21 protein-coding genes are annotated in these 20,529 nt (G+C 60.3%); 13 read left to right on the top strand and 8 right to left on the bottom strand.

All coding sequences use genetic code 11. The features are described from left to right. Window positions 1–86 precede the first annotated feature (86 nt). The 4 genes from HZ993_RS23700 (at window position 87) to HZ993_RS23685 (ending at window position 2,631) form a co-directional block, all read left to right on the top strand. Window positions 87–542, top strand: a complete 456-nt coding sequence (locus HZ993_RS23700) for an Lrp/AsnC family transcriptional regulator (protein WP_209395140.1) — start codon at window positions 87–89, stop codon at window positions 540–542. Between the two features lie 70 nt (window positions 543–612). Beyond that, window positions 613–885 carry a MoaD/ThiS family protein gene (locus tag HZ993_RS23695; RefSeq protein ID WP_209395139.1) on the top strand — a complete coding sequence of 91 codons (273 nt, stop codon included), beginning with the start codon at window positions 613–615 and terminating at the stop codon, window positions 883–885. Window positions 886–908: 23 nt separating this feature from the next. Continuing rightward, a complete protein-coding gene (locus tag HZ993_RS23690) occupies window positions 909–2,009 on the top strand; it encodes a sialidase family protein (RefSeq protein WP_209395138.1) in 1,101 nt (366 codons plus the stop codon). A 103-nt stretch (window positions 2,010–2,112) separates the two neighbouring features. Further along, entirely contained in the window at window positions 2,113–2,631 is a 519-nt protein-coding gene (locus tag HZ993_RS23685; protein WP_209395137.1) for a GNAT family N-acetyltransferase, read from the top strand. A 14-nt stretch (window positions 2,632–2,645) separates the two neighbouring features. Here the strand turns inward: HZ993_RS23685 and HZ993_RS23680 are convergent, their stop codons facing one another. Continuing rightward, window positions 2,646–3,644 (bottom strand): hypothetical protein, encoded by a 999-nt coding sequence (locus HZ993_RS23680; protein WP_209395136.1) that lies wholly within the window; start codon window positions 3,642–3,644, stop codon window positions 2,646–2,648. A gap of 53 nt (window positions 3,645–3,697) precedes the next feature. Here HZ993_RS23680 and HZ993_RS23675 point away from each other — a divergent pair, with 53 nt between their 5' ends. The 9 genes from HZ993_RS23675 to HZ993_RS23635 all read left to right on the top strand — a co-directional run bounded on the left by HZ993_RS23675 (window position 3,698) and on the right by HZ993_RS23635 (window position 13,016). Further along, a complete protein-coding gene (locus HZ993_RS23675; protein ID WP_209395135.1) occupies window positions 3,698–3,946 on the top strand; it encodes a hypothetical protein in 249 nt (82 codons plus the stop codon). Between the two features lie 18 nt (window positions 3,947–3,964). After that, window positions 3,965–4,195: a hypothetical protein gene (locus tag HZ993_RS23670; protein WP_209395134.1), complete on the top strand. Its 231-nt coding sequence runs from the start codon at window positions 3,965–3,967 to the stop codon at window positions 4,193–4,195. A 70-nt stretch (window positions 4,196–4,265) separates the two neighbouring features. Beyond that, window positions 4,266–5,783 carry a glycine betaine ABC transporter substrate-binding protein gene (locus HZ993_RS23665; protein WP_209398726.1) on the top strand — a complete coding sequence of 506 codons (1,518 nt, stop codon included), beginning with the start codon at window positions 4,266–4,268 and terminating at the stop codon, window positions 5,781–5,783. Between the two features lie 51 nt (window positions 5,784–5,834). After that, the gene (locus tag HZ993_RS23660) at window positions 5,835–7,103 is read left to right on the top strand and encodes a sodium:proton antiporter (RefSeq protein ID WP_209395133.1); all 1,269 of its coding nucleotides are present in this window, start codon (window positions 5,835–5,837) and stop codon (window positions 7,101–7,103) included. A gap of 258 nt (window positions 7,104–7,361) precedes the next feature. Continuing rightward, window positions 7,362–8,291, top strand: coding sequence for a carbohydrate ABC transporter permease (locus HZ993_RS23655; protein ID WP_209395132.1), 930 nt, complete (start codon window positions 7,362–7,364; stop codon window positions 8,289–8,291). A gap of 22 nt (window positions 8,292–8,313) precedes the next feature. Further along, window positions 8,314–9,138 carry a carbohydrate ABC transporter permease gene (locus HZ993_RS23650; RefSeq protein WP_209395131.1) on the top strand — a complete coding sequence of 275 codons (825 nt, stop codon included), beginning with the start codon at window positions 8,314–8,316 and terminating at the stop codon, window positions 9,136–9,138. Between the two features lie 43 nt (window positions 9,139–9,181). Beyond that, window positions 9,182–10,516, top strand: a complete 1,335-nt coding sequence (locus HZ993_RS23645) for a GH1 family beta-glucosidase (RefSeq protein WP_209395130.1) — start codon at window positions 9,182–9,184, stop codon at window positions 10,514–10,516. Window positions 10,517–10,539: 23 nt separating this feature from the next. After that, the gene (locus tag HZ993_RS23640; protein ID WP_209395129.1) at window positions 10,540–11,607 is read left to right on the top strand and encodes an ABC transporter ATP-binding protein; all 1,068 of its coding nucleotides are present in this window, start codon (window positions 10,540–10,542) and stop codon (window positions 11,605–11,607) included. A 26-nt stretch (window positions 11,608–11,633) separates the two neighbouring features. After that, window positions 11,634–13,016: a glycoside hydrolase family 30 protein gene (locus HZ993_RS23635; protein WP_209395128.1), complete on the top strand. Its 1,383-nt coding sequence runs from the start codon at window positions 11,634–11,636 to the stop codon at window positions 13,014–13,016. Here the strand turns inward: HZ993_RS23635 and HZ993_RS23630 are convergent. The 7 genes from HZ993_RS23630 to HZ993_RS23600 all read right to left on the bottom strand — a co-directional run bounded on the left by HZ993_RS23630 (window position 12,976) and on the right by HZ993_RS23600 (window position 20,447). Next, entirely contained in the window at window positions 12,976–13,818 is an 843-nt protein-coding gene (locus HZ993_RS23630) for a polysaccharide deacetylase family protein (protein WP_209395127.1), read from the bottom strand. The genes HZ993_RS23635 and HZ993_RS23630 overlap by 41 nt on opposite strands. Continuing rightward, complete coding sequence (locus HZ993_RS23625; protein WP_371816953.1) at window positions 13,815–15,014, bottom strand: cation:proton antiporter; 1,200 nt, start codon at window positions 15,012–15,014, stop codon at window positions 13,815–13,817. The genes HZ993_RS23630 and HZ993_RS23625 overlap by 4 nt, the downstream gene beginning before the upstream one ends. Window positions 15,015–15,068: 54 nt before the next feature. Then, window positions 15,069–15,833, bottom strand: a complete 765-nt coding sequence (locus HZ993_RS23620; protein ID WP_209395125.1) for a family 16 glycosylhydrolase — start codon at window positions 15,831–15,833, stop codon at window positions 15,069–15,071. Window positions 15,834–15,931: 98 nt separating this feature from the next. Further along, window positions 15,932–17,206 carry an ABC transporter substrate-binding protein gene (locus HZ993_RS23615; RefSeq protein ID WP_245213752.1) on the bottom strand — a complete coding sequence of 425 codons (1,275 nt, stop codon included), beginning with the start codon at window positions 17,204–17,206 and terminating at the stop codon, window positions 15,932–15,934. 2 nt (window positions 17,207–17,208) lie between these two features. Then, on the bottom strand, window positions 17,209–18,723 hold the full coding sequence (locus HZ993_RS23610; RefSeq protein WP_256440951.1) for a tryptophan halogenase family protein: 1,515 nt from the start codon (window positions 18,721–18,723) through the stop codon (window positions 17,209–17,211). A gap of 13 nt (window positions 18,724–18,736) precedes the next feature. Continuing rightward, on the bottom strand, window positions 18,737–19,753 hold the full coding sequence (locus HZ993_RS23605) for a cupin-like domain-containing protein (RefSeq protein ID WP_209395124.1): 1,017 nt from the start codon (window positions 19,751–19,753) through the stop codon (window positions 18,737–18,739). After that, entirely contained in the window at window positions 19,734–20,447 is a 714-nt protein-coding gene (locus tag HZ993_RS23600; protein WP_209395123.1) for a SapC family protein, read from the bottom strand. Before HZ993_RS23600 ends, HZ993_RS23605 begins: the two co-directional genes overlap by 20 nt. Between the last annotated feature and the right edge of the window lie 82 nt (window positions 20,448–20,529).

Raw genomic sequence — 20,529 nt, 5'->3', positions numbered from 1 at the left:
CTGGGCGGTAAAAACATTCCAAATTTCACCCATTACAGCGACAATGAAGCACATAATTCCTATTACAATGAGTTTGGTAGAACAAAATGCTTGATCGCCTCGATATGCAGATACTGGATGCCCTGCAACGCGACGCCACGCTGTCCATGGCCCAACTGGGCGCGCAGGTGGGGCTATCCAGCACGCCCTGCTGGAAACGTGTCAAGCGGCTGGAAGACGAGGGCTACATCGAGCGGCGCGTGGCAGTTGTCAACCGTGCCAAGGTCGGGCTGCCCGTCACGGTGTTTGTCAGCATCCGCGCCGGCCAGCACGATGAGAAATGGTTGACCCGTTTTGCCGCCGTGGTCAGCACCCTGCCCGAGGTGCAGGAATTCCACCGCATGAGCGGTGATGTGGACTACCTGCTAAAGGTGGCGGCCTCCAGTATCGAGGGTTATGACCGTTTCTACAAAAAACTGATCAGCCTGGTGGACCTGGCGGGCGTGTCGTCCGCCTTCTCCATGGAGCAAATCAAGAGCAGCACCGCACTGCCCCTGGTGTGATGCGCCGCACGGCTTGCCAATGCCAACATCGGTTGCGATACTGCGCAGTCCAAACGGGAGGAAGAGCACCATGGTGAGTGTGGAATTTGCGGCCAGCCTGCGCCGCCACGTGCACTGCGATCCGCAGCGCGTGGCGCCTGGCAGTCTGCGCACGGTGCTCGACAGCGCATTGGCCGCCGCACCTCCGGAGCTGCGCCACTATGTGCTGGACGACCAAGGCCATATCCGCAAACATGTGGCCGTTTTTATCAACCAGACCATGGTGCTGAACCGGCAAAAGCTGGACCAGGAACTGGCATCCGGCGACACCGTTCTGGTCATACAAGCGCTCACTGGTGGATAAGTCTTAAGCAGGAGATCAAACCTATGCAAACACTATTAGTAGCCACCCGCAAGGGTCTGTTCGTCGTCCGCGGCCAGGGCAGCCAATGGACCGTTGCCGCACACCACTTTGCCGGTGACCCTGTGAGCCAGGTATTGGCCGACCCGCGCGATGGCGCTTGGTATGCCGCGCTACGCATGGGACACTTCGGCGTGAAGCTGCGCAAGAGCACCGACCAGGGCGCCAACTGGACCGAAATCACCGCCCCGGCCTTCCCCACTAAACCCACCGATGGCCCCTTGGGCGAAGACCCCACCCCTTGGAATGTGGAAATGTTGTGGAGCCTGACCCCGGGGTCTGCCGACCAGCCCGGCACGTTATGGGCCGGTTGTATGCCAGCGGGGCTCTTCAAATCCGAAGATGGCGGCCAGAGCTGGACGCTGAACACTGCGCTATGGGAGCACCCCAAACGCCTGGGCTGGTTTGGTGGTGGAAACGACTACCCCGGCATGCACTCGGTGCTGGTGGACCCGCGCAACCCGCAACACATCAGCCTGGCCATCTCGTGCGGCGGCGTGTGGCAAACCACCGATGGCGGCCAGACCTGGAGCCTGACCGCCGACGGCATGAAGGCCGACTACCTGCCCCCCGAAAGCGAACAAGACCCCAACACCCAAGACCCGCACCGCATGGTGCAGTGCACCGCCCAGCCCGATGTGTTGTGGGTGCAGCACCACTGCGGCCTGTACCGATCCACCAACGGCGGCCACCTGTGGGAAGGCATAACCGCGCCCAAACCTTCGGGCTTTGGTTTTGCCGTGGCCTGCGACCCGGCAGACCCTTTGCGCGCCTGGTTTGTACCGGCCCAGGCCGACACCCACCGCTACCCGTTGGATGGAAAGATGGTCGTCAACCGCACGGACGATGGCGGCAAGACCTTCACCACCTTCACCAGCGGACTGCCCCAAGAACACGCCTACCACCTGGTCTACCGCCACAGCCTGGAGCTGGCGCCTGACCGGCACACATTGGCCATGTCCTCCACCACCGGCGGACTGTGGATCAGCGCGGATGCGGGTGAACACTGGCATTGCGTGTCCAAAGACCTGCCACCGGTGGCGGCACTGGGTTGGGTGGCGGCCTGAGGATATTGACCCCCACCGGATTTACTACATATTTGATAGCGCAATAGTGAATAAATACGGGGGCTAGAGGCACTTTTTACCAATAAGCACCCCGCAAAACCCCATGAGCCCAGCCATACCCCGATTCACTTCAGAGCGCCTGGTTCTGCGCGCCTTCACACAAAACGACTTTGAGCCCATGGCCGCGTTTTTTGCCGACCCGGTGTCCGCCAGTTATGGCGGTCCGTGTGGGCGCGATGAGGCCTGGCGCAAGTTCGCCGTGTATTCCGGCCATTGGATGCTGCGGGGTTATGGGCCCTGGGCGCTGGAAGAGAAGACCAGCGGTGCCTTTGTCGGCATCTCCGGGCTGTGGTTTCCTGAGGGCTGGTCCGAGCCCGAAATTACCTGGGCGTTGGTGCCGGGCCAGCACGGCAAAGGGTATGCAACCGAGGCCGCCAAACGCGCCCTGCAGGCGGCCTACGAACACTTTGGCTGGACCACGGCCGTCAGCGTGGTGGCCACCACCAATCCGGCCTCCATGGCCGTGGCCGAGCGGCTGGGCGCACAGCGCGAATGCACCATCCCGTTTCGCCACGGGCTGGCCCACGTCTACCGGCACCGAGGACCAGACGCAATGGGTTGAAGCTATGCGGCTTCTTAAGGCAATCGCACCTGCAGCAACTGTGCGGCCACGCTGGGGTCATCGGGGTCGGTGACCAGTGTGCAGACCCAGGCCGTACCACCCGAGTCCGCCGCCACCGCCAGGCCTTCAACCTTGGGCGCGCCTTCCAGCAGGTGCAGGCTTTGCAGGCTGCCATCGGCGCCCACGGTGCCAATCGCAGAGCCCACACAGGCACCGTCCAGATAACTGTTGTCGGTGCTCTCGGCCACCGCGCTGAAGGCCCAGGCACCGCCGTGCATCGCCGCGCCATCGGTAAAACCCAGCGGCACATCGCCCACGCTGCCCAGCTCTAGCAACTGCACACCCTTGGCTGCAGGTGGTTGCGTTTGCACACCGGCCAGCCAGGGCGCCAATTGGTTCCAGTCAAAACGGATGCAGGCGTTGAGCGCGTGGCCCTTGTTGCCGCGTTGCAATAGCAGCAGATCACCACTGACCAGCAGCGCGCCTTCAATGTTGAGGTCGGTAAACCGCTTGCGCATCGGGGCATACAGCGCTGCCAGGTCTACAGTTGCCATGCGGCCATTGGGTTGGCCCAACACGTCCAGGGCAATCAACACACCGGTTTCGCGGTTGGGCTTGGAGCCCGAGCCCAGGGCCAGGAGTGCACCCGCAGGGCAGCCGGGCAACGGCGGCAGATGGACCAGGCTCTCGAAATCGGGCTTGGCCTTTTTGCGTTTGCTTTTGTCCTGGGGTAAATCGCCTTCCAGCAGGCGCAACAAAGAACCCGTTGGGTGGTCTGGGTCACTGCCCGCTGGAACTTCCGCCTGGGCGGCGGTGGGCTCGTCGAACATGCCCAGGTGCAGCTCATCGTCCGCCACCACATAGAGGCGCTGGCGCACCCGCACCAGGCCGCTGGCAGCACTCAGGTGGGCCTGCCCGCGCGGGTGCTGCGCAGGGTCTATGCGCAGGGTCTGGATCAACTGGGGACTCAGTGTGTTGCTTGCCATACAGGCCTTCTCGGTGGTTTGTGGCATGGTACAGGCTGCGATTGGGTTAACCTCGCCGCCTCACTACCGGAAGTAACACCATGAAAAAACTCAAAGTCACCATCCAGCTCGAAATGTCCGTACCCGATGACTGGGAGCTGTCCACCACCTCCGAAGGGGGGCATGTGCTCAAGCTACCCAATGACCAGTACCTGGATCTGGCCATCGAGCCGCTGTTCGCCAGCGACCCCGAAGACACCTGGAGCAGCACCGAAGATAACGATGCCCTGAACGACATCCTGGACATGGTCGAAAGCGAAGAAGTAACCTACGAATTCGTCACGCACTGAGTCGCCCCCGCCCATCCCATGCACCCTCTTTCGCTCCGTGTGGTCAATACCAACGTGTACAGCGTGCACCTGCCTGACGGATCACACGTGGGCAATCTCAAGCGCATCGGCGACATCTGGAAGTTCAAGGCCGTAGGTTATGAACCGGGCGGTGCCATATTGCCCGGCGGTGGTCCACTTACCGATCGCCACAATACCGTGTTTGCCGCGCCTGACGTTGCCGCCGTCAATGCCAGCCTGGGCAGTTAGCCCTCCGCACACGCGGCACCGCACTATGTCTACAGCACATTCCATTTTCACCGTGCGCCGTTGGCTTGCCATGCCGCTCTGCGCCCTGGCTCTCGGTGCCAGCGTCTCGGTTGCCGCCAGCAACGGCGATGGAGCGCCGTTGCGCATTGGATCCAAACGCTTTACCGAATCCTACATACTGGCCGAAATGCTGGCGCAGCAGGCTGCGCCGCATGCACGCATAGCTCCCCAGGTGCGCCAGGGTCTGGGCAACACCGCCATCGTTTATGAAGCTCTGCGTGCAGGTCAAATTGATCTCTACCCGGAATATGCTGGCACCATCAGCCAAGAAATTCTTAAGAGCACAGAGCCCCTGACCTTGGCACAGATGCACCAGGCCTTGGCGCCCTTGGGTCTGGGTGTGGCAGTGCCTCTGGGCTTCAACGACGGTTATGCGCTGGCCATGCGTGCGGCGGATGCCAAGGCCAGAGGCGTGCTTAACCTGAGCGACATGGCCACCCACCCGGATTTGCGGCTGGGACTGTCCAACGAGTTCATTGGCCGATCCGACGGTTGGCGCGGCCTGGCCCAGCGCTATGGGCTAACCCACACCCCAACCGGCCTGGATCACGGCCTGGCCTATGAGGCTATAGGCGCCAAACAGGTCGATGTCATCGATATCTACACCACCGACGCAAAAATCGATGCACTAGGTCTGTATGTACTCGTGGACGACAAAAAGTACTTCCCCCGCTATGACGCCGTGTTGCTATACCGGTTGGACGTTCCCCAACGCTTTCCCCAGGAATGGGCCGCCCTCCAGGCGCTGGATGGTCGAATTAACGAGGCCATGATGATTGCCATGAACGCGCGGGCCGAACTCCAGGGGGTGACCTTTGACGTGATTGCGCGCGACCAGCTCAGTGCCTTGGCGCGTGCCCCAGCATCGGCCAGCACCACGCCCGCGGTTCTTGACGCAGGACAGCGCGGCTTCTGGGCCAAATTAATCGCACCCGACCTGACACGGCTTGCCGCGCAGCATGTGTTCCTGGTGAGCGTGGCCGTCTTGCTTGCGACACTGTTGGGTGTCCCGATTGCCGTGCTGACACACCGCCATCCTCGCGTGGCGGCTGCTGTATTGGGAAGCAGCGGTTTGCTGCAGACCGTACCCTCGATTGCCATGCTCGCGGTGCTGATTTCGCTTTTGGGCGCCATCGGAACCCTGCCCGCACTGATCGCATTGACGCTGTATGCACTGCTGCCCATCATGCGCAATACGGCGACGGGTCTGGGCCAGGTGCCTACAGGCCTGCGTATGGCTGCCCAATCCCTGGGGCTGACGGCCTGGCAGAGCCTGCGTTTGGTGGAGTTGCCCCTGGCATTGCCGACCATCGTGGCCGGCGTGCGCACCGCCACCGCCATTGCAGTTGGCACTGCAACCATTGCAGCTTTTGTGGGAGCCGGTGGTTTTGGCGAACGCATCGTCACCGGCCTTGCCCTGAACGACCGCGCTCTGCTATTGGCAGGCGCACTGCCGGCCGCCCTGATGGCCTTTGTCAGCGAAGGCTTGTTTGAACTGCTGGAGCGCCGCTTGCGCCCACACCAGTAGCCCCCGCACTGAGACACTACATGACCACTTTCCACTGCCTCCTTCTCCGCCATGACTAACGCCCAATGGTTTGTACTGATCGGCGGCTTGCTGCTGGTGCGTGGCCTGTCGGCGGGACTGCTACAGCGTTTGCCGGTCACCCCAGCCATCATCTACCTCGGGGTGGGCATGCTGGTGGGTCCCAGCGGGCTGCATCTCTTCCACTTCAACCCGCTGAAAGAGTCGGCCCTGTTGGAGGTCTTGACCGAAGTGGTGGTGTTGATATCGCTGTTTTCTGCCGGCGTCAAAATGCCGGGCGCTTTCACCCTGGCCCGCTGGCGCGCGCCCATTTTGTTGGCCACGGTGTCCATGGCCGTGACCGTGGCGCTGGTGGCAGCGTTTGCCGTGCTGGTGCTGGGCCTGCCGCTGGGCGCGGGCGTGCTGCTGGGGGCCATACTGGCGCCCACAGATCCCGTGCTGGCCACCGATGTGCAAATTCGCCACCCCGGAGACCGGGACCAGCTGCGCTTTACGCTCACCTGTGAAGCCGGCATGAACGACGGCAGCGCCTTCCCCTTTGTGATGCTGGGTTTGGGCCTGCTGGGTCTGCACGGCCTGGGAGAGAACGGCATGCGCTGGGTGCTGGTAGACGTGGTGTGGGCGACGGTAGCCGCCGTTGCCATTGGGGTGGTAGGTGGTATGGCACTGGCGCGTCTGAGCTGGACGCTGCGCCGCGGTGCCCACAAACATGCGCTGATGGACGACTTTCTGGGCTTGGGCCTGATAGGCTTGGTCTACGGCCTGTGTGTGCTGGTGCAGGCCTGGGGCTTCCTGGCCGTATTTTTTGCCGCAGTCGCCCTGCGCCAGACCGAACAAAGCCTGGCAAAGGCCGATACACCTGCCGCAGATGCGGAACCCTTGCCCACCGTCAGTGAGGGCTCCCTGGTCTTCAAGGAACACCTGGAGCGCCTGTCCGAGATGGTGCTGGTGATACTGATTGGGGGCACGCTGTTTCTCACCTCCTGGACCTGGGCCGCCGTGGCCTTAAGCCTGTTTCTGTTTGTGGTGGCACGCCCCTTGAGTGTGCTGGTTGGCCTGGCAGGCAGCGGCACGGCCTGGAAAATTCGGGGCCTGTCGGCCTGGTTTGGGGTGCGGGGCGTAGGCTCCTTGTATTACCTGATGTTTGCCATCCAACACGGTCTGCCAGAGACACTGGCGCTGCAGTTGATCCAGTTCACGCTGATCGTGGTCACCCTCTCCATCTTGTTGCATGGCACCAGCGTAAAGCCGCTGTTGGGTCTGTTCTGGAAACGCGCCCGTAGCGCACCCGACGGACCATAAAAAAAGAGGCCAGACAGCCCATGCTGTTCTGGCCTCACCCCCGATCAAAACGTTTATCCAACCTCAGCGCCTCCATCTATGAAAGCGCTTTCATTTTGCGACACAATAGTGGTTCGTAACAACCGAGTACATACCCTAGGTGACATGCCCGGTGCCCGATGCTACATTCATGAAAGCGCTTTCATAAAGCCTTGTACACGATCAGAATATGCCTAATTGCCAAGAACACGGCGACCCGTTCGCCCAGGAAAACCGCCCATGAAGCACTCGGCAAAACTGCGCCTGTCTCCACGCTGGGCTCCCTGGGTGCTGTTGAGCCCGTTCATCATTCTCTTCCTGGTGTTTGGCCTGTTCCCATTGGGTTTTTCGATGTACCTGGCCTTCCAGTCGTGGGAGCCCACCAGTGGCCTGGACGCGATGCGTTTTGTGGGTCTGGATAACTTCACATTTGCCCTGCAAGATGAATGGTTCTGGAAGTCACTCAAGAACACGGCATGGCTTGCCCTGGTCTCGGGTATTCCGCAGCACCTGGTCGCCATTCCACTGGCCTACTTCATCCATTCATCGTTCAGGCGCATGCGCAATGGCGTGGTCGGGGCTTATTTCATGCCCTACATCACCTCCTCCGTGGCCATTGCGATCTTGTTCAGTTCGCTGTTTTCCACAGACTTTGGTTTGATCAATGTGGCGTTGCAAATGCTGCACCACACGCCGGTGCTGGGCTGGTTCATACCCGGAACACCGATCGACTGGCTGAACCAGCCGGACAACATCAAACCGGCCATCGCCCTCATCGTGTTCTGGCGTTATGTGGGTTTTAACCTGGTGCTGTACCTGGCGGCGCTGCAGACCATACCGCCCGATATTTACGAAGCCGCCACCATGGACGGCGCGGGGCGTTTCCAGAAATTCTGGTACATCACCCTGCCCAGTCTCAAACCCATGATGTTTTTTGGTGTGACGCTGAGCGTGATCGGCGGCCTGCAGTTGTTTGAGGAACCCTTCATCCTCACAGGCGGCAAAGGCGGATCAGACCAGGCGGGTATGACCACCGCGGTGTACCTGTACCGCATGGCCTTTGACTTCAATGATTTTGGTGCCGCCAGCGCCATGTCATGGTTGTTGTTTGTGGTGGTGGCCCTGCTGACCTGGGCCACCAACCGCGCCTTCCGCCAGCGCGGCCAATGAACGACCCATACAGAACAGCCCTATGAAAACCGAACGTCTGGCTCCGTGGGCCGCCTACTGCATCGTGGGAGTGGGCATGTTGTTCATGCTGGCACCCTTCTATTTCATGTTCGTTTTTGCGACCCATTCGCGCACCGAAATCTTCAGCCTGCCGCCACCCATGTTTTTTGGCGACGACTTTTTCAACAACCTGGCCATCCTGACCAAGAAGATAGCCTTCTGGCGCAACCTGGGCTGGAGTGTGTATGTGGCACTGGCGTCCACGGCGCTGACGCTGCTGTTCTGCTCCATGGGCGGTTATGCCTTTGCGATGTTTAACTTCCGCTTCAAGAACGTCTTTTTTGGCCTGGTCATGGGCACCATGCTGCTGCCGTCGTTCATGAACATGATTCCCACCTTCATGATCATGGACTTGCTGGGGTGGATAGACCAACCACGGGCGCTGTACATCCCGGGCGCAGCCAGCGCGTTCGGCATCTTTTTGATGCGGCAATTTGTTACCTCGTCCATCCCGCGTGAGCTGGTGGAGGCTGCCCGTATGGATGGCTGCAGCGAGCTGGGCATCTACTGGCGCATTGTGTTGCCGCTGCTCAAGCCTGCGCTGGGCACGCTGGGCCTGATCACCTTCATTGCATCCTGGAACAACTTCATAGGGCCGCTGATCGTGATGCGCTCGCCCGACATGTACACCCTGCCCCTGGCCTTGCGCAGCCTGCAAAGCCCGGTGGATACCGAGTGGGGGGCGCTGATGGCGGGTTCTGCCATTGCCACCTTGCCGCTGATTGTCCTCTTCGTCATTTCCTCCAAACAACTCATTTCCGGTTTGACCGTGGGTGCTGTCAAGTAGACCGTGCGCGCCACACCTTCTATCCATTTTCTTTTCAGAATCCATGACCACGCCTGTGCCTCTACTTAGTAAATCCCAGTTTCCCGACGACTTTGTGTGGGGCGTTGCCACCAGCGCATTCCAGATCGAAGGAGCACCCTTGCAGGATGGCAAGGGCCTCTCCATCTGGGACAGCTTTTGCCGCCAACCCGGTGTGATTGCCGACAATAGCAACGGTGACGTCGCCTGCGAGCATTACGCGCGCTGGGCCTCAGACCTGGACATGATTGCCAACCTGGGCGTGGACGCCTACCGCTTCTCCATCGCCTGGCCCCGGGTACGCCCCACCGGCGATGGTGCCTGGAATACAAAGGGACTGGATTTTTACGAAGGCCTGGTGGATGGCCTTCTGGAACGGGGCATCAAACCCTACCTGACGTTGAACCATTGGGACTTGCCCGATGCCCTGCAGGCCAAGGGCGGTTGGGCGCACCGTGACACCGTGCACCGTTTTGTGGAATACGCCGAAGGCATACAGGCCCGCATGGGTGACCGCTTATCCTCCATCGCCACCCATAACGAACCCTGGGTGATGGCCGTGCTGGGGCATGAGACGGGCGTGTTTGCGCCGGGCATCAAGAACCGCGCCACCGCGGCCCAGGTGTCGCACCACCTGCTGTTGAGCCACGGCCTGGCGGTGCAGGCCCTGCGGGCACAGGGTAGCAAGGCCACGTTAGGCATTGTGCTCAACCTGTCACCCATGCACCCGGCCACCTCAGGTGATGCCGACACAACACAGGCCAAGCTGGAAGACGGGCGCCTGCTACGCTGGTACATGGACCCACTGTTCAAAGCCCGCTACCCGCAGGATGTGCTGGACCATCTGGGCGTAGATGCGCCGAAGGTGCAGGCGGATGACCTGCAGAACATCGCAGTGCCCATAGACTTTCTGGGCGTGAACTACTACTCACGCTCCGTGGTCAGCGCCGACCAGTCGTGGAAAACAGAGTCCAGCGGGCTGGAAATTACGGACATGGGATGGGAGGTCTACCCCGAAGGCCTGACCGAACTCCTGGTGCGTATGCACCGCGACTATGCCGTGCCGCCGCTGTACGTGACCGAAAACGGAGGCGCATTCAAAGACAGCTTTGAGAATGGGCGCGTGCACGACCAGGGGCGTACCCATTACATCCAGCGCCACATTGCAGCCGTGGCCGAGGCCATGCGCCAAGGTGTGCGCATGCAAGGTTATATGGTGTGGAGTCTGATGGACAACTTTGAATGGGCGTCTGGCTACGAGAAGCGTTTTGGCATCGTGCATGTGGACTACGACACCCAAGTACGCACGCTCAAGGACAGCGCCCTGTGGTACCGGGGTTTCCTGGGCCAGACCGAATAATTTCCGACAAGGACAGCACCACCATGGGCCAGGTTTCACTGCGGGGTATCCGCAAAAGTTACGACTCGATAGAGGTTATTCGCGGGATTGACCTGGACGTTCGGGAGGGCGAATTCCTCGTCTTCGTCGGCCCTTCGGGCTGCGGAAAATCCACCACGCTGCGCATGATTGCCGGGCTGGAAGACATCACCAGTGGTGATCTGCTGATCGATGGCCAGCGCGCCAATGATCTGCGCCCTGCCGACCGCGGCGCCGCCATGGTGTTCCAAAGCTATGCGCTGTACCCCCACATGACCGTGGCAGAGAACATGGGTTTTGCGCTGAAGATGGCAGGTGTCTCCAAGGCACAGCGCAACGAGCAGGTGGGCCGCGCGGCGGAAATTCTGCGCATCACCGACCTGCTGGGCCGTTACCCCAAGGAGCTCTCCGGTGGCCAACGCCAGCGGGTGGCCATTGGCCGTGCCATCGTACGCAAGCCCAAGGTTTTCCTGTTTGACGAACCCCTGTCCAATCTGGATGCGGCCCTGCGCGTGAACATGCGCATCGAGCTGTCACGCCTGCACAAAGAGCTGCGCACCACCATGGTTTACGTCACCCACGACCAAGTGGAAGCCATGACCATGGGTGACCGCATTGCAGTATTCAACCAGGGCAAGATCGAGCAGATTGGTGGCCCCATGGACCTGTACAACCGGCCCGCCAACGAGTTTGTGGCCGGGTTCATAGGATCACCCCGCATCAACTTCATTGACCAGCCCCAAGCCGGCTCGTCCGCTGCGCCACACCAGGCGCTGTGGAGGCGCCTGACCACAGGCCAGCAACCAGGTGTCCACCGCGTGGGTATACGCCCCGAGCATGTGGGTGTAGGTTCGCCCGCGGACGGCGTTCCGGCCACGGTCGAACTGGTTGAGCAACTGGGCGACGCGTTGATGGTGCACCTGCGTGTGGAGGGCATTGCAAGCCTGTTGATCGCAAAGATTGCAAGCAGCGAAGGTGTACTGGCCGCAGGGCAAACCGTCGGACTGACGACAACAGCCGTCGCCAAGGCCCTGGCGTTTGACAGCCAGGGGCTATTGATCACCGCCCCATAAGCCCGAGACCCGCCGAACGTTTCCCCATGCCCCACTCTGCAACGCCTACCCTGGTTCAACATTACCTGACCGCCAAAGACAGCGGCGGCCAGCACCTCGCTGTGCAACCCAATCTGGCGATGGACCGCTCCAAGCCAGCGCCGCTGGATCTGCCACACGTACTGGTCAACCCGGATCGCAAGTTCCAGGGGTTACTGGGTTTTGGCGCCGCATTCACCGAGGCGGCTGCAACCGTCTGGAAGGCGCTGCCCCAAGAGAAGGCGGAGCAGGTGTTACGTGACTACTTTCACCCCATACAAGGCCACGGATACAGCCTGTGCCGGGTACACATGAACAGCTGTGACTTTGCACTGGGCAACTACGCCCATGCCGACATGCCGGGTGATGTGGATCTGAAACACTTCACGATTGATCGGGACCGAGAGGCCCTGTTGCCTTTCATCAAGGCGGCGCAAAAGGTATCGGCACGTCCTTTGCAACTGCTGGTGTCACCCTGGAGCCCGCCCGCGTGGATGAAGTCCAACGGCACGATGAACAACGGCGGAAAACTGCTGCCCGAGTATGCAGCGGCATGGGCACAGTGTTTTGTACGCTTTATCCGCGCCTATGAAGCCGAAGGTGTGCCGGTGTGGGGCGTATCCGTGCAAAACGAGCCCATGGCCACCCAGCGCTGGGACTCGTGTATCTACACCGCCGAAGAGGAGCGCGATTTTGTGCGCGACCATTTGGGGCCCGCTCTACAGAACGCCGGATTGGGGCACATCAACATCGTCATCTGGGACCACAACCGCGACCTGATGGTGGAACGCGTCAGCGTGGTCTACTCCGACCCGCAGGCTGCGCAGTACGTGTGGGGTTGCGGCTTTCATTGGTACGGCGAAGACCACTTTGACCATGTGCAACTGGTGCACGACGCCTGGCCCGACAAGGCTCTGTTGTTCACCGAAGGCTGCCAGGAGGGTGGCCCGCACCACGGCTCATGGGCCTTGGGAGAGCGGTATGGAAGGTCGATGATCAATGATCTCAACCGCTGGACCACGGGGTGGATCGACTGGAACCTGCTGCTGAACGAAACCGGTGGTCCCAACCACGTGGGCAACCTCTGCAGCGCCCCCATCCTTGCGGACGGCGCGACCGGAAACCTGTTGCACCAAAACTCGTTTGCCTACATCGGGCATTTCAGCCGATTCATCCAACCGGGCGCACGCCGGGTATTGTGTGCCGCCAGCATCCACGACCTGGAAACCACGGCCTTTGTCAACCCCGATGGCAGCGCTGCGGTCGTTGTGATGAACCGCACCGAAAAAACGCTCACATTCACACTGCGTTTAAAAGATTCCCATTGCGCCACCGAACTCCCCGCGCGGGCTATTGCGACCTATGTGCTTGCGGGATGCGCTGCGCCTTGACATACTGCATGATGTTCACAAAGGTGTCCGTCCAGTAGATCGCGCGGTGGCTTGCCAGGTGGTGCAGCAGTTCCTCATGCGCCTGGCGGGACACGGCCAGGTAGTCACCACCTACGCCGTGGAAGGTGATGTTGACCATGGTGCCAGCCGCCGCTGCACGCTCCACCAAGGCAATCAATTGGGCACCCGTGGTATCTGACACCACTTCGACCCCCACTGCATAGGGGTCCAGTGTCTGCATGTCGGCCACCACACCCCCGAATGCAGACTTCATGGCAACGAAATCCGCCTTGAGCGCTTGTAGGTAGGGCTCACCGGACGCCCGCAAATCGCCACAGGGTGCGGCAAAAGTACGCTCCTGCCGCCCATCCAGGGCCTGCAAAAGCGTGTTTCCCACACGAACCTGGGCCACCAGCTGTGTTGCGCGGGTGGTGTCCAGATCGTTGTCCGCGCTGACCCAACCCCTGTCAGGCGCCGAGCCGGCGCATTGGTGGAACAGGGTGTGGTTGCCCAGCTCATGCCCTTGGGCCGCCACCTCCCTCCATTCCGCCATCCGCTCACGGACGGTGTCACTGCCCAAGGTCAGATAGAAGCTGGCCTTCAAGCCATGCCGGTTCAGCGCCGGCACAGCAATGTCGAGCTGCGAATCCAGTGCGTCGTCATATGCCAGGCTGACGGCCGCACGGGCCTGATGGGGCCAGACCAGTGGCGATGGCAACGACTGTGCCTGAGCGGCCACAGAGATAAGCATGGCGAGGGCAAACACGCGCACCCTGCGGGCGTGGGAACGATCTGCTCTCATTTCGAGCGAAAGATGATCTCCCGCAAGCGCTGCAGTTTGGGATAAACCACCGGCACGGTCAACATGGTGCTGGCAATGGCCATCAGTAGCAGCGCGGTAAAGGTTTCACTGGTAATGACTTGTTTATCGAGCAGGATGTTGGCGAAGATGATCATGATCAACGCCTTGGTCTGGAGCAGCCAGCCAATGATGCTGGCCTCTCCCTTCTCCCACTTCAGAATCTTGCCTGCGAGCTGAATTCCCATCAGCTTGCCAGCCACCGAAGCGACCAGCAAAACGGCGGCCGCAATGAACACGGCCGAGCCACCGACGGCCCAGTTCGTGCGCAGTCCGGTGCTCAAGAAAAACACCGGCATGATGGCCAGCAGCACATGGTGGCGCATCAGGTCCATCTTCTCCTGGTTGAACCAATGCGCATCCATCACGGCTCCGGCCAGGAATGCACCCACCATGAAATGCAGGCCGGCCCAATCTGCGCCAAATCCGCAAACCGCCAGCCAGATCAAACCCACATACCAGCGGTCGCTCTCTTCCAGCTTGACCATGACGCGCCGGTACACCACGGTGGCTAAGGCAAAGACAAACAGGAATCCCACTTGGCGCCCCATGCGGTCCCAATCCAGCAAGATGACGGCCAGCACACCCCAGATAGCGATGTCATCCACGCTGGCATAACGCAAGATGCGCTGACCAATCGGCTGGCGCAGGATCTCCAGCTTTTCCATCAACAGAATCAGAATGGGTAGCGCGGTCACAGCACACGCCATGCCCACGCCCATGATGAATTGCCAGGTCATGGCCTTGGGGCCGATCCAGCCCGCGTAGCCCAACATGCCCGCCGCAGCCGCGCATCCAAACAGCAGCGGCATACCCAACGCGAGGCCGGCGGTGATGCTGCTTTCACGGCGGTGCTCCCAGGCTTTCTTCAAATCCAGCTCGATACCAGCGATCATCACAAAAATCATCACTGCCCACCACGCAATGCCGTTCAACGACTGGATCACAGCTGGGTTGAAGACGAACTTGTAATACTCCGGAAACGCGGCACCCAAGACACCCGGTCCGAGCAGGATGCCGGCAATGATCTGCACGACCACCAGAGGCGCGTAATAGTCCGTCTTGCCCAACCGCCAGATCAAATAGGGGATTGAAAAGATCAGCAGCATCGCGAGAAGAAAAATCTCGGTCGTATTCATGGCCGTGTGCATTGTTTTGGTTCCGCTAACTCTTATAGCAATCTATCCATAGTGTCATTTGGATTTTTGGTAGATACGAACATATTCAACATCCATCTGAACCGGGAAAACAGCGTCGTCCACCGCACCACCCAGGTCCCCGCCAATCGCCACGTTCAATATCATGAACTGCGGGGCATCAAAGGGCCAGGCGTCTACACCCGTCCCCGGATTTTTGTAGATGAAATGGACTTTCCCATCGACCGCAAAAATAACCTGCTGCGCCGTCCAATACATCTGGTAGTTGTGGAAGGTGTTGCACGCATCTGCTATGGGAGCATCGGCCCCTTTGCCGTTGCCCCCGCTGCCCGCTGTGGTGTGCACTGTGCTGAACATGCGCTCTGGCTTGCTGCCCACCCACTCCATGATGTCCAGTTCGCCACCTGCAGGCCATGCGCCCCGGCTGCCCACCATCCAAATGGCAGGCCACGTGCCCTTGCCGCACGGCAGCTTAGCGCGGATATCGAAGAAGCCATAGGTCCAATCCTTTTTGCCCAGAGTAGCCAGCCGCGTGGACGAATAGGCCTGCCCACCCCAGTCGGTTTGGTCTGAATTGGACTCTTTGCGGGCTGTGATCGTCAACACGCCGTTGTGGACCTGGGCGTTCTCCAGACGTGGTCCGCTGTAATACTGTTTCTCATTGTTGTACCAGCCCTCTTTGTTGCGACCGGTCTCGTGCACCCACTTGGTGGCATCAGGCAAACCATCATTTGCAAACTCATCTGACCACACCAGCACATGGTCGGCAGGCACGGAGATCGTCGTGGGGCTTGTTGTCATGGAAGAAACGCTACCCACACCGCTGCAAGCAGTGAGCGCCAGCGCCATAAGGCAAAGGGACAAAGAGAGGATTCGTGGCATGGATGCTTTCAGTGACTTTAGCGGTGCGCGCGTTGCTCCAACAGGCGTTGCGCATCGCCCAAGGCGGTGCGAATACGCTTGCCGTTGAGCATTACCTTGTCCAGTTCGGTATTGATGACTTCGTCCGCAAATGAGCTTTGTTTGTGCACCTGAACTGCTGTGATCTTGCGGGCGGTCTCGCGCCACAACACACGCGCCTTTTGCCCACCCAGGAACGCCAATGGCTCCTCAAAAAAAGGTGCATTGTGGGCGTCCAACAGCGCTGGAAACGCATCGTATTGGGTGAAGGCCTCCAGCTGGCGGTCGCGGTTCAGGGTCATGAACTGAATAAACTCCCAAGCCAGGGCTTTGCGCGTAGGGTCGGAACGGCGTGGGATGGAATAGAACGACCCCCCGTACGACACGGTAGAACCCTCCGGCAGCGCCGCAGCGCGCCACAGGCCGGTGGTTTTAGGGGCCACCCAGTTACTGAGCTGCCCCACCATCCACGCACCTGTCACTTCGGTGGCGACGGTGCCCCGTTTGAAACCCTCAGACCATTCGTTGGACCACGCCGTGGTGCGGGCGTCGAGCTTGTTGCTGCGCGCCTCGCGGGCGACTTCAAAGGCGCGCACAAAACGATCGGACGTGACCAGCACGTTGGAATCCTTGTCAAAGTATTGGCCCTCCCCCGGTTTGATCCCGGAGCGGATCAGGATGTCCTTGATACTTTGCACGGTGCCAATCAGATACGCACCGGTCTTTGCCTTGATGCGTACACCTGCAGCGACGTAACTATCCCATGAGCGTGTCAGCTCGTCCTCGCCCACGCCCGCGCGCTCCAGAATATCCTTGCGGTACAACAAGGTGCCGGGGCCAATGTCGGTGGGCATGCCCACGACCGAACCTCTGCTGTTGGTGGCTTGCTGGTACGCAAAGGGCACCATGCGGTCCTGGAAACGCCCAATGGCAAACGGCTCGCGCGACAGGTCTTCGAGCCCCGCACCTTGTGAAAACCGGCCTAGGAAGCTGGCCTCCAGCACCATCACATCCGGCAGATTGCCGGAGGTGGACAAGGCCGTTGTCATGGCCGTGTGGTGATCCTGGTACTGCCGGGTTTGAATCCTAACCTCAACCTCGGGGTGTATCTTGCGCCACAGTGGCAATGCAGCGCGGGCGATCTCGTCGACCAACGGAAAGGCAGCCACATGGAGTACAACCGGTGCCTGGGCGCGTACGCCCGCTGCGGCGAGCGCACCGCTGGCCAGCACTGCGCGGCGGTTCATGCGGGGTTGCATGGGGGGGAACGGCATGCTCATACCTTGGCCGCCCCGCAGTACTGTTGAAAATAGGCCTGGTGTGTGGGCAGCTGCGCCACCGTCCGGTCGATGTTGGCCTTGATACCGTTCAGAAACCGCGACAGCTCGGCGTCGCCCATCAGGTCGGCCGACTGGTGGTGCTGCTTGGGTGTAATGCCCTGCCCCAGCATCACCTGGATCCAGGAGTTTTCGGCAAACAACTCATTGGGTACCCTGAACACACGCCCGGTCTCACGGAACAGGTTGATACGGTGCTGCAGCGATGCAGGCACTTCCATGCTGCGGCAGGCATTCCAGTACGGCGAGTCGGTCCGGTTCGTCACCTTGTAGTGCAACACCACAAAGTCGCGGATGTGTTCAATCTCGTCCAGCGTCTGCTGGTTGTACTCGTCCACATCGGCCTGGCAAATCCCCCGCACGGGGAACAAACGCATCAAACGGATGATGCCGCGCTGGATCAGGTGGATGCTGGTGGATTCCAGGGGCTCGATGAAACCGCTGGACAGGCCAATGGCGACACAGTTCTTGTGCCAGGTCTTGTGGCGTTGGCCGGGCCGAAACTTCAGCACCCGCGGTTGCATCAGCGGCTGGCCCTGCAGATGGGCCATCAGTGTGGTCTTGGCCTGTTCGTCGTCGATGTATCGGCTGCTGTACACCAGTCCATTGCCAACCCGGTGTTGCAGCGGAATGCGCCACTGCCAGCCCGACGCATGGGCAATGGAGCGGGTGTAGGGCACGGCTTCACCAACCGATTCGGTCTGTGCCGCGACGGCACTGTCGTTGAACAACCAGTGCGACCAGTCCTGGTACGGCACCTTCAGCGTCTCGCCAATCAACAGCCCACGAAAGCCCGTGCAGTCGATGAACAGATCGCCTTCAATGTCGGCACCCGAGTCCAGCTTGATGGACCGGATGTGGCCACTGTCCGCGTCGGCTTTCACCTGGACAATCTTGCCCTCCACACGCTGCACACCAAAACCTTCGCTGAACTTGCGCAGAAACTTGGCGTACAGCGTCGCGTCCAGATGAAACGCATAGTTCATGCCGGTGCGTGGCAGGTGTGCAAACCGACCGGCCAATGCTGCCTTCAGCTCCAGGCAATAGTCTCCGTAGTCGCCCGCCAGATTGCGCTCGCGGCCTTTGTGCCAAAAGTGCTGAAAGCCTGCTGTCCAATGGTCCGTACCGGTGGTGCCAAAGGAGTGCACGTAATTTTCATTGACGTTGCGCCAGTTCTCAAAACCAATGCCCAGCTTGAAGGTGGCCTGTGTGGCGGCCATGAATTCTTGTTCGTTGATTTCCAGCAGTTCGTGGAAGGTCAGCAGTGTGGGGATGGTGGCCTCCCCCACGCCCACCGTACCAATTTCATCGGACTCCACCAGCTTAATATCCAGCGACTTGCCCAGTGTTTTGGACATCAGCGCCGCGACCATCCATCCGGCCGTGCCGCCACCTGCAATCACAATGCGCTGGATGGGTTTGGCATCCCTGTCGGTGTGGCCTTGTTCGTTCAATTTCGGTCTCCTGTCAACGGTTCAGTTTTTTGAGTAGATGCGCCCGCAGCATACGTGTCGTGTTGGCCTCCATGGCCCCCAGAATGCCCTTGGCATGTGGCGGGATGTGTGCAGTAGATTCGCTATCAGCTTTGAACACATAGTGGTCAAAGAGCCCGGCCCAGGCCTTGCGTTGCTCGGGAGGCAAATCGCGCACACACATGATGGCCAGGATCAATGCATTCATGGCGGGATCCATATAGGCCGGTGTCTGCTTCCACCAGTAGTTCACCAGCACATTGAAGTCATCCAATGCCTCGATGTGGTGCCACCACATGCTGGGGATGAAGATGGCATCACCCGGCTCCAGCTCTGCAACCTGCGCACTCTGCAGGGCCTGTGCGAACCGGGGGAACTTCTCCAGGTCAGGGTTGACAAAATCGACCAAGCTCACAGGCTGGCCCGCCGGTGTCAGATCCAGGGGACCGACATACAGATTTTCCAGTTGCTCGGGAGGCAGCAGCGTAAAACGTCTACGCCCTGCCACCACACACGCCAGGTTGTCGGGTGCATCGTAATGGGCGGCAATACGTGTGCGGTTGCCGATCCAGATACTGGCCAGCGCATCGCGGTCACCCAGAGGCACATCGTTCTCGGAGCGGAATCCTGGCAGGCAGCTGTCCAGCGTGGCGGACCCTACGTAGATGCCAGGTGCCGGCGCCTCCACAGCAGAGTGATCAAGATCGTCCAACACGTCATCGAGCTTGCGCCGCACGGTGCGAAAGTTGAAACCCGTCAGATCGTCGTTGTAAAAAAATCGACCTTCATATTGCGGTTCTCCCATAAACGCCTCAACCTCGGCCCCATGGTAGAAGCCGCGCAGGTACTGCGCTGCCGCCTGTCCGGAGCGCCGTGCGGCCTGCACCATGGGCCATTGCGCCACCAGGCCCTTCAGGACCAGCGGTTGGGTGGAGCGCAGCACCGCATCCGGCAGCGCCTGTAGGTCCAGGCCGGTCAGCGTGCGCATCGGTTTAGCGGCTGGCAGCAACATGGGCCCGGCGTTTGCGTTCGGCCAGCGCGCGCAGGTTCGACAAGGATGCAATCACCATATAAATCGGCTGCAGGAACCCCGCCCGGCTCAGCTGCTCCAGCGCTGCACCATCCAGCGCCTGCAGCCGCTCTTCGTTGATCGTGTAACAACCGGCCAGCCGGTGCTGGGTTCCATCCGGCAACTCAACATCAAATACAAACGACTCCAGCAAATTGAATTCCTGCAGCGCCGCGCCGAACGCCGGCGCCTGCTCCAGACCATCATGGATGGCGCGCAACATGGAGCTCACCTGCTCCAGGTAATCCGTATTGCCACCGTACTCCAGAAACGCCGGCTCACCTTCGGTTCGGCTGACTTTTGGACTGTCCAGATCGACATGCAACAGCATTTCGCCCTTGACGTTGCCGATCAGAAAGGGTTGGCGTGCCAGTGTCAGCGGCACATAGGCGGCATCCCAACCGCCTGCTTCCAGGAAAAGGTTTTCACCTTCCTGAAAACCCAACAGCGCAGCCGAGTGAAACCCGGTGCCGTCCTCCGACTTAAAAAACACGATGGGGTAATGCGCCTGCAGGTTGCGGAACTCATGCGGAAACGACAAAGCGGTCATCACGTTGTCACCGTACCGGGCGCTGCGCGTGGTGATGATGCGCAGGTCCTTGTGGTCAACGTTATTGAGCAGAACAGGAAGGGACATGGTTTGTTTGCGCCGCTGATTCCCAGCGGCTTGTGTAGTGCGATCCAATTGTCAGGCCACTGCAGCCCATGCTGCAATGGCC

It is taken from the genome of Rhodoferax sp. AJA081-3 (genome assembly GCF_017798165.1).
Taxonomy (GTDB): domain Bacteria; phylum Pseudomonadota; class Gammaproteobacteria; order Burkholderiales; family Burkholderiaceae_C; genus Allorhodoferax.
Note: the sequence above shows the minus strand (reverse complement) of the source record. Positions and strands in the feature narration are given on the sequence as shown.

Excerpts from the sequence above, each read along its gene's own strand:
- HZ993_RS23700 (WP_209395140.1), top strand. The coding sequence starts at position 87 with ATGCTTGATCGCCTCGATATGCAGATACTGGATGCCCTGCAACGCGAC.
- HZ993_RS23695 (WP_209395139.1), top strand. The coding sequence starts at position 613 with ATGGTGAGTGTGGAATTTGCGGCCAGCCTGCGCCGCCACGTGCACTGC.
- HZ993_RS23690 (WP_209395138.1), top strand. The coding sequence starts at position 909 with ATGCAAACACTATTAGTAGCCACCCGCAAGGGTCTGTTCGTCGTCCGC.
- HZ993_RS23685 (WP_209395137.1), top strand. The coding sequence starts at position 2,113 with ATGAGCCCAGCCATACCCCGATTCACTTCAGAGCGCCTGGTTCTGCGC.
- HZ993_RS23680 (WP_209395136.1), bottom strand. The coding sequence starts at position 3,644 with ATGCCACAAACCACCGAGAAGGCCTGTATGGCAAGCAACACACTGAGT.
- HZ993_RS23675 (WP_209395135.1), top strand. The coding sequence starts at position 3,698 with ATGAAAAAACTCAAAGTCACCATCCAGCTCGAAATGTCCGTACCCGAT.
- HZ993_RS23670 (WP_209395134.1), top strand. The coding sequence starts at position 3,965 with ATGCACCCTCTTTCGCTCCGTGTGGTCAATACCAACGTGTACAGCGTG.
- HZ993_RS23665 (WP_209398726.1), top strand. The coding sequence starts at position 4,266 with ATGCCGCTCTGCGCCCTGGCTCTCGGTGCCAGCGTCTCGGTTGCCGCC.
- HZ993_RS23660 (WP_209395133.1), top strand. The coding sequence starts at position 5,835 with ATGACTAACGCCCAATGGTTTGTACTGATCGGCGGCTTGCTGCTGGTG.
- HZ993_RS23655 (WP_209395132.1), top strand. The coding sequence starts at position 7,362 with ATGAAGCACTCGGCAAAACTGCGCCTGTCTCCACGCTGGGCTCCCTGG.
- HZ993_RS23650 (WP_209395131.1), top strand. The coding sequence starts at position 8,314 with ATGAAAACCGAACGTCTGGCTCCGTGGGCCGCCTACTGCATCGTGGGA.
- HZ993_RS23645 (WP_209395130.1), top strand. The coding sequence starts at position 9,182 with ATGACCACGCCTGTGCCTCTACTTAGTAAATCCCAGTTTCCCGACGAC.
- HZ993_RS23640 (WP_209395129.1), top strand. The coding sequence starts at position 10,540 with ATGGGCCAGGTTTCACTGCGGGGTATCCGCAAAAGTTACGACTCGATA.
- HZ993_RS23635 (WP_209395128.1), top strand. The coding sequence starts at position 11,634 with ATGCCCCACTCTGCAACGCCTACCCTGGTTCAACATTACCTGACCGCC.
- HZ993_RS23630 (WP_209395127.1), bottom strand. The coding sequence starts at position 13,818 with ATGAGAGCAGATCGTTCCCACGCCCGCAGGGTGCGCGTGTTTGCCCTC.
- HZ993_RS23625 (WP_371816953.1), bottom strand. The coding sequence starts at position 15,014 with ATGAATACGACCGAGATTTTTCTTCTCGCGATGCTGCTGATCTTTTCA.
- HZ993_RS23620 (WP_209395125.1), bottom strand. The coding sequence starts at position 15,833 with ATGACAACAAGCCCCACGACGATCTCCGTGCCTGCCGACCATGTGCTG.
- HZ993_RS23615 (WP_245213752.1), bottom strand. The coding sequence starts at position 17,206 with ATGCCGTTCCCCCCCATGCAACCCCGCATGAACCGCCGCGCAGTGCTG.
- HZ993_RS23605 (WP_209395124.1), bottom strand. The coding sequence starts at position 19,753 with ATGTTGCTGCCAGCCGCTAAACCGATGCGCACGCTGACCGGCCTGGAC.
- HZ993_RS23600 (WP_209395123.1), bottom strand. The coding sequence starts at position 20,447 with ATGTCCCTTCCTGTTCTGCTCAATAACGTTGACCACAAGGACCTGCGC.